At 68.2% G+C, this 6,948-nt stretch carries 8 protein-coding genes and 2 pseudogenes; 9 read left to right on the top strand and 1 reads right to left on the bottom strand.

All coding sequences use genetic code 11. The annotated features are described in order from the left end of the window. Positions 1–208 (top strand): annotated as a pseudogene (locus tag VML93_RS10620) (alcohol dehydrogenase); the annotation flags it as partial. A gap of 93 nt (positions 209–301) precedes the next feature. Here the strand turns inward: VML93_RS10620 and VML93_RS10615 are convergent. Beyond that, on the bottom strand, positions 302–721 hold the full coding sequence (locus tag VML93_RS10615) for a nitroreductase family deazaflavin-dependent oxidoreductase (protein WP_325610359.1): 420 nt from the start codon (positions 719–721) through the stop codon (positions 302–304). A 76-nt stretch (positions 722–797) separates the two neighbouring features. Between VML93_RS10615 and hisD the strand changes: the two genes are divergently transcribed. The 8 genes and pseudogenes from hisD to VML93_RS10575 form a co-directional block, all read left to right on the top strand. Further along, a complete protein-coding gene (gene hisD / locus VML93_RS10610; protein ID WP_325610361.1) occupies positions 798–2,126 on the top strand; it encodes a histidinol dehydrogenase in 1,329 nt (442 codons plus the stop codon). Continuing rightward, complete coding sequence (locus VML93_RS10605) at positions 2,123–3,253, top strand: histidinol-phosphate transaminase (protein ID WP_325610357.1); 1,131 nt, start codon at positions 2,123–2,125, stop codon at positions 3,251–3,253. The genes hisD and VML93_RS10605 overlap by 4 nt, the downstream gene beginning before the upstream one ends. After that, the gene (hisB, locus tag VML93_RS10600) at positions 3,250–3,870 is read left to right on the top strand and encodes an imidazoleglycerol-phosphate dehydratase HisB (protein ID WP_325610355.1); all 621 of its coding nucleotides are present in this window, start codon (positions 3,250–3,252) and stop codon (positions 3,868–3,870) included. The genes VML93_RS10605 and hisB overlap by 4 nt, the downstream gene beginning before the upstream one ends. Then, a complete protein-coding gene (gene hisH / locus VML93_RS10595; protein WP_325610352.1) occupies positions 3,867–4,487 on the top strand; it encodes an imidazole glycerol phosphate synthase subunit HisH in 621 nt (206 codons plus the stop codon). The genes hisB and hisH overlap by 4 nt, the downstream gene beginning before the upstream one ends. Positions 4,488–4,490: 3 nt before the next feature. Continuing rightward, the gene (gene priA / locus VML93_RS10590) at positions 4,491–5,225 is read left to right on the top strand and encodes a bifunctional 1-(5-phosphoribosyl)-5-((5-phosphoribosylamino)methylideneamino)imidazole-4-carboxamide isomerase/phosphoribosylanthranilate isomerase PriA (RefSeq protein ID WP_325610348.1); all 735 of its coding nucleotides are present in this window, start codon (positions 4,491–4,493) and stop codon (positions 5,223–5,225) included. A gap of 7 nt (positions 5,226–5,232) precedes the next feature. Next, positions 5,233–6,033, top strand: a complete 801-nt coding sequence (locus tag VML93_RS10585) for an inositol monophosphatase (RefSeq protein WP_325610346.1) — start codon at positions 5,233–5,235, stop codon at positions 6,031–6,033. A 1-nt stretch (position 6,034) separates the two neighbouring features. Beyond that, positions 6,035–6,820, top strand: coding sequence for an imidazole glycerol phosphate synthase subunit HisF (gene hisF, locus VML93_RS10580; protein ID WP_325610344.1), 786 nt, complete (start codon positions 6,035–6,037; stop codon positions 6,818–6,820). Continuing rightward, positions 6,817–6,948, top strand: a pseudogene (locus tag VML93_RS10575) (phosphoribosyl-AMP cyclohydrolase); the annotation flags it as partial. The gene hisF and the pseudogene VML93_RS10575, both read left to right, overlap by 4 nt.

Genomic DNA, 6,948 nt, shown 5'->3' with positions numbered 1-6,948 from the left:
GGTCGAGATGCCGTTGTTGTCGATGTACACCCGCGGTGTGAGGTTCGTCACTGGGCGGGTGAACGCGCGTGCTGTCATCCCGCATGTGCTCGAGTTGCTGTCCGACGGATTGGACCTGGCGCCGGCCGTCGACCGGGTCGTCGCGTGGGAGGACGCTCCGTCGGGCTGGCCGGCGATGATCGGCAAGACCGTCTTCACCAGGATCTGAGCGCTCGTCGGGCGTGAAGCCTGGGCGGACAGCCTGATTTCGCAACCAGAGCACGCTCGGCGACGGGGTCGGGCCTGCGGCGCGGCTGTCGGCTCAGGCGATGTCGGCGACAAAGACCGCCATGCGGGGCAACTGCATGCGGACCATCCGCGGTAGCCCTTGGACGTCCGGGCCGTCGGAGCCCGCAGGCAGCAGCCGGGTATTGGTGATATGCAGGTCGCGGCGGGCGTAGTGCACGTCGGCCTCACCGGCGGCCAGCACATTCTTGACCCAGTCCGTCTTGCCGTGGGCCAGCGCGATCGCCAGCGTGTTGCCCTTGCGGTAGGTGGTCACGATGGTCTTGTAGGTTTTGCCCGACTTGCGGCCGCGGTGCTCGATGGTCGCCGTTCCGGGAAGGTAGCGCGCGATCGGCTTCAGCGCCTTGTTGAGATATTTGACCTGAAGGTTCTCAAACCAGACCGGAAAGACCATCGGGACGCCCGGGGCGTTGTTGGGATGATCCTTTTTAGACATGACCGCACTGTACCGGTCGGATATCCAGTTGAGTTGCTCTGGGACAATGGGAGCAATGAATACCATTCCGGCATCGGTGATGGCCCGTATCGACCTGCGGGGCACGCAGTTGACGGCAGCCCGGCTGCGGGCCGCTCTGCCGCGCGGTGGTGCCGATGTGGAGAGCGTGCTGCCCAAGGTGCGGCCGATCGTGCAGGACGTGGCCGAGCGCGGGGCGCAGGCCGCATTGGACTATGGCGAGTCGTTCGACGGTGTGCGGCCGCCGGCCGTGCGAGTTCCGGACTCGGCGCTAGACGCCGCGCTGGCCAGCCTGGACCGCGATGTACACGACGCGCTGCAGGTGATGATCGAGCGGACCCGCGCCGTGCACGCCGACCAGCGCCGCACCGACGTCACGACCACGCTCGCCCCCGGCGCGACGGTCACCGAGCGGTGGATCCCGGTGGAGCGGGTGGGCCTGTATGTGCCCGGCGGCAACGCGGTGTACCCGTCCAGCGTGGTGATGAACGTGGTGCCGGCCCAGGCCGCCGGAGTGGACTCGCTGGTGGTGGTCAGCCCGCCGCAGTCCGCTCCCCAAACAAGATTTGACGGCTTGCCGCACCCGACCATCCTGGCCGCGGCCCGCCTGCTGGGCGTCGACGAGGTCTGGGCCGTCGGCGGTGCGCAGGCGGTGGCGTTGCTGGCCTACGGCGGCACCGACACCGACGGGACAGAGCTACAGCCGGTCGACATGATCACCGGGCCCGGCAACATCTACGTCACCGCCGCCAAGCGGCTGTGCCGATCCCAGGTCGGCATCGACGCCGAAGCCGGCCCGACCGAGATCGCCATCCTGGCCGACCGCACCGCCGATCCCGCGCACGTCGCCGCCGACCTGATCAGCCAGGCTGAGCACGACGAGATGGCCTCCAGCGTGCTGGTGACCCCCGACGAGGCCCTGGCCGACGCCACCGACACCGAACTGGCCGCCCAACTGCAAACCACCGTGCACCGCGAACGGGTCACCGCCGCATTGAGCGGTCGCCAATCGGCGATGATCCTGGTCGACGACCTCGACGCCGGAATCACCGTCGTCAACGCCTATGCCGCCGAGCATCTGGAGATCCAGACCGCCGACGCGCCGCAGGTCGCCGGCCGGATACGTTCGGCCGGCGCCATTTTCGTCGGCCCCTGGGCACCGGTCAGCCTCGGCGACTACTGCGCCGGGTCCAACCATGTATTGCCCACCGTCGGCAGCGCCCGGCACTCCAGCGGCCTGTCGGTGCAGACGTTCCTGCGCGGCATCCACGTCGTCGACTACACCGAGGCGGCACTCAAAGACGTTTCCGGACACGTGATCACGCTGGCCAAGGCCGAAGACCTGCCGTCGCACGGCGAGGCGGTACGGCGGAGGTTCGAGCCGTGAGCGCACCCGAACCCACGCTGGACGACTTGCCGCTGCGCGACGACCTGCGAGGCAAATCACCTTACGGCGCACCGCAATTGGCCGTTCCGGTGCGGCTGAACACCAACGAGAACCCACACCCGCCCACCCGCGCCCTGGTCGACGACCTGGTGCGGTCGGTGCAAGAGGCGGCCACGGACCTGCACCGCTACCCCGACCGCGATGCGGTGGCACTGCGCACCGACCTGGCCGCCTACCTCACCGAGCAGACCGGTACTCAGCTGGGTGTCGAAAACCTCTGGGCGGCAAACGGTTCCAACGAGATCCTGCAGCAGTTGCTGCAGGCGTTCGGTGGGCCGGGGCGCACCGCGATCGGTTTTGTTCCCTCTTACTCGATGCACCCGATCATCTCCGACGGCACCCGCACCGACTGGATCGAGGCCGCCCGCGCCGACGACTTCAGCCTCGACCTGGACACGGCCGTCGCCGCCGTCACCGAGCGCAACCCCGATGTGGTGTTCCTGGCCAGCCCGAACAACCCGTCCGGACAAAGCGTTTCGCTGCCAGGTCTGCGCAGGCTGCTGGACGCGGTGTCCGGCATCCTGATCGTCGACGAGGCCTACGGCGAATTCTCGTCCCAACCCAGCGCGGTGGCGCTGGTGCAGGAGTATCCGACCAGGCTGATCGTCACCCGCACCATGAGCAAGGCGTTCGCCTTCGCCGGCGGCCGGCTCGGGTACCTGATCGCCACGCCGGCGGTGATCGACGCCATGCTGCTGGTGCGGTTGCCGTATCACCTGTCGTCGGTGACTCAAGCCGCGGCCCGGGCGGCGCTGCGGCACGCGGACGACACGCTGGGCAGCGTCGCCACCCTGATCGCCGAACGCGAGCGCGTCACAATAGCGTTGTCCGGCATGGGTTTCCGGGTCATCCCGAGCGACGCCAATTTTGTGCTGTTCGGCGAATTCGCCGATGCGCCCGCCGCCTGGCAGCAGTATCTGGACGCCGGCGTTCTGATCCGGGACGTCGGCATCCCCGGCTACCTGCGCGCCACTACTGGGCTGGCCCACGAGAACGACGCGTTTCTGCGGGCAAGCGCCCAAATCGCCGTCACCGAGCTGGCCCCGGCCAATGTAGGAGCCCCATGACCACTATTGCGACCCGGCGTGCGCGTATCGAACGCCGCACCAAGGAATCCGACATCGTCATCGAACTCGACCTCGACGGCACCGGGCAGGTCGACATCGACACCGGTGTCCCGTTCTACGACCACATGCTGACCGCGCTGGGCAGCCACGCCAGCTTCGACCTGACCGTGCGCACCAAAGGCGATGTCGAGATAGAGGCGCATCACACCATCGAGGACACCGCGATCGCGCTGGGTCAGGCCCTCGGGCAGGCGCTCGGCGACAAGAAAGGGATCCGCCGGTTCGGCGACGCCTTCATCCCGATGGACGAGACGCTGGCCCACGCTGCCGTCGACGTGTCCGGGCGGCCCTACTGCGTGCACACCGGTGAGCCGGATCACCTGCAGCACACCACTATTGCCGGAAGCTCGGTGCCGTACCATACCGTCATCAACCGGCACGTGTTCGAGTCGCTGGCCATGAATGCCCGCATCGCGCTGCACGTCCGCGTCCTGTACGGGCGCGACCCGCACCACATCACCGAGGCGCAGTACAAGGCCGTCGCCCGCGCACTGCGTCAGGCGGTCGAGCCCGATCCCCGAGTGTCGGGTGTGCCGTCTACCAAAGGTGTTCTGTGAGCACCAAATCCGTGGTGGTCTTGGACTACGGCTCGGGCAACTTGCGGTCGGCGCAGCGTGCGCTGCAGCGCGTCGGCGCCGCGGTCGAAGTCACCGCCGATGCGACGGCCGCCGCAGATGCCGATGGGTTGGTGGTGCCGGGGGTGGGCGCTTTCGAAGCCTGCATGACGGGCCTGCGCAAGATTGCCGGGGAGCGGATCATCGCCGAGCGGGTCGCTGCCGGGCGGCCGGTGCTGGGGGTCTGTGTCGGCATGCAGATCTTGTTCGCCCGCGGGGTCGAGTTCGGGGTGGAGACGAAAGGCTGCGGTCAGTGGCCCGGTGCCGTCACTCGGCTTGACGCACCGGTGATCCCGCACATGGGTTGGAACGTGGTGAACGCGGCGCCCGGCAGCGCGCTGTTCAAGGGCTTGGACGCCAATGCCCGGTTCTACTTCGTGCACTCCTATGCCGCCCAGCACTGGGAAGGATCATCCGAGGCACTGCTGACCTGGGCCACCCACCAGGTGCCGTTTCTGGCCGCCGTCGAGGACGGGCCGCTGGCTGCCACGCAGTTTCACCCGGAGAAGAGCGGGGATGCCGGTGCGGCCGTGCTGAGAAACTGGGTCGAGGGGCTATAAGAGATGTCGCTGATACTTTTACCCGCCGTCGACGTGGTCGACGGTCGCGCCGTGCGGCTGGTCCAGGGCAAGGCCGGTAGTGAAACCGAGTACGGCTCAGCGGTCGATGCCGCGCTCAACTGGCAGCGCGACGGTGCCGAGTGGATCCACCTGGTCGACCTGGACGCGGCGTTCGGCCGTGGCTCCAACCGCGAACTGCTGGCCCAGGTGGTGGGCAAGCTCGACGTGAAGGTCGAGCTCTCCGGTGGTATCCGCGACGACGACTCCCTGGCCGCCGCACTGGCGACCGGCTGTGCGCGGGTCAACCTGGGGACGGCGGCACTGGAGAACCCGCAGTGGTGCGCACAGGTGATCGCCCGACATGGTGACCAGGTGGCCGTCGGCCTGGATGTCCAGATCGTTGACGGTGAACATCGGTTGCGTGGCCGCGGCTGGGAGACCGACGGCGGCGACCTCTGGCAGGTGCTGGAACGCCTTGACGGCGAAGGGTGTTCGCGGTTCGTCGTCACCGACGTCACCAAGGACGGCACGCTCGGCGGCCCGAATCTGGAGCTGCTGGCCGGCGTGGCCGAACGCACCGACGCGCCGGTGATCGCCTCCGGCGGCGTATCGAGCCTTGACGACCTGCGCGCCATCGCGACCCTGACCGACCGCGGCGTCGAAGGTGCCATCGTGGGCAAGGCCCTCTATGCCGGACGGTTCACCCTCCCGCAGGCACTGGCCGCGGTACGAGGGTAACCCCGCAATGGATTTGAACGGGTTGGTCGAAGAGGCGTCGGCGATCCTGGATGCGGCGGTGCCGCGGTTCCTGGACGGCCACCGAGCTGATTCAGCGGTCCGCAAGAAGGGCAACGACTTCGCCACCGAAGTCGATCTCGCGATCGAGCGCCAGGTGGTCGATGCGCTGGTCGAGGCTACCGGAATAGGTGTGCACGGTGAGGAATTCGGCGGGTCGGCCCTCGACTCGCCCTGGGTGTGGGTGCTCGACCCGGTCGACGGCACGTTGAACTACGCGGCCGGATCCCCGATGGCCTCGATCTTGTTGGGTCTGCTGCACAACGGCGAGCCGGTGGCCGGCCTGACCTGGTTGCCGTTCACCGACGAGCGCTATACCGCCGTCGCGGGTGGCCCGCTGATGAAAAACGGTGTGCCGCAACCGTCGTTGGATCACATCGCCCTGTCCGCCGCGCTGGTCGGCGTCGGCAGCTTCAGCGCCGACTCGCGGGGCCGGTTCCCGGGCCGTTATCGGGTGGCGGTGCTGGAGAATCTCAGCCGCGTGTCGTCACGACTGCGGATGCACGGCTCGACCGGCATCGACCTTGTTTATGTCGCCGACGGAATACTTGGCGGGGCAATAAGTTTCGGAAGCCACGTCTGGGACCATGCGGCCGGCGTCGCCCTGGTACAAGCCGCAGGCGGTATCGTCACCGACCTGAAAGGCAAGCCGTGGACCCCCGAATCGCGGTCCGCGTTGGCCGCGGCACCACGCGCGCACGGCGAGATCCTCGAGCTCGTGCGCAGCGCCGGCGAACCGGAGGACTACTGAGATGTATTCCGGTGACGGTCTTGCCGTGCGGGTGATCCCGTGTCTGGACGTCGATGACGGGCGGGTGGTCAAGGGCGTCAACTTCGAAAACCTCAGGGATGCAGGCGATCCCGTGGAACTCGCCGCCGTCTATGACGCCGAGGGCGCCGACGAGCTGACCTTTCTGGACGTGACCGCGTCGTCGTCGGGCCGCGCCACCATGTTGGAGGTGGTGCGCCGCACGGCAGAACAGGTGTTCATCCCGCTGACGGTCGGTGGCGGGGTGCGTACCGTCTCCGACGTCGACGTGTTGCTGCGCGCCGGTGCCGACAAGGTCTCGGTCAACACCGCCGCCATCGCGCGTCCCGACCTGCTGGCGGAAATGGCGAACCAGTTCGGCTCTCAGTGCATCGTGTTGTCTGTCGACGCCCGCACGGTGCCAGTCGGCTCGGCACCCACACCGTCGGGCTGGGAGGTCACCACCCACGGGGGTCGACGCGGCACCGGCTTTGACGCGGTCGAGTGGGCGGCGCGGGGCGCCGAGCTCGGAGTGGGGGAGATCCTGCTGAACTCGATGGACGCCGACGGCACCAAAGCCGGATTCGACCTGCCGATGCTGCGGGCGGTGCGGGCCGCGGTGACGGTGCCGGTGATCGCCAGCGGCGGCGCCGGGGCGGTGGACCACTTCGCACCCGCAGTCGGTGCCGGCGCGGATGCGGTCTTGGCGGCCAGTGTCTTTCACTTCCGGGAGCTGACCATCGGGCAGGTGAAGGCCGCCATGGCAGCAGAAGGGATCACGGTGCGATGACGCTCGACCCGGACATCGCCGCGCGTCTGAAGCGCAACGCCGACGGGCTGTTCACCGCCGTCGTGCAGGAGCGCGGCAGCAGCGACGTGCTGATGGTGGCCTGGATGGACGACGCGGCACTGGCTCGC

It is taken from the genome of Mycobacterium sp. (assembly GCF_035499775.1).
Lineage (GTDB): Bacteria > Actinomycetota > Actinomycetes > Mycobacteriales > Mycobacteriaceae > Mycobacterium.
The sequence above is the reverse complement of the archived record's forward strand: the minus strand, read 5'-3'. Positions and strand labels throughout refer to the sequence as shown.

Bases quoted from the DNA above. Each gene is read 5' to 3' on its own strand.
- hisB (WP_325610355.1), top strand. From the start codon at position 3,250: ATGACCACTATTGCGACCCGGCGTGCGCGTATCGAACGCCGCACCAAG.
- VML93_RS10615 (WP_325610359.1), bottom strand. From the start codon at position 721: ATGTCTAAAAAGGATCATCCCAACAACGCCCCGGGCGTCCCGATGGTC.
- VML93_RS10585 (WP_325610346.1), top strand. From the start codon at position 5,233: ATGGATTTGAACGGGTTGGTCGAAGAGGCGTCGGCGATCCTGGATGCG.
- priA (WP_325610348.1), top strand. From the start codon at position 4,491: ATGTCGCTGATACTTTTACCCGCCGTCGACGTGGTCGACGGTCGCGCC.
- hisF (WP_325610344.1), top strand. From the start codon at position 6,035: ATGTATTCCGGTGACGGTCTTGCCGTGCGGGTGATCCCGTGTCTGGAC.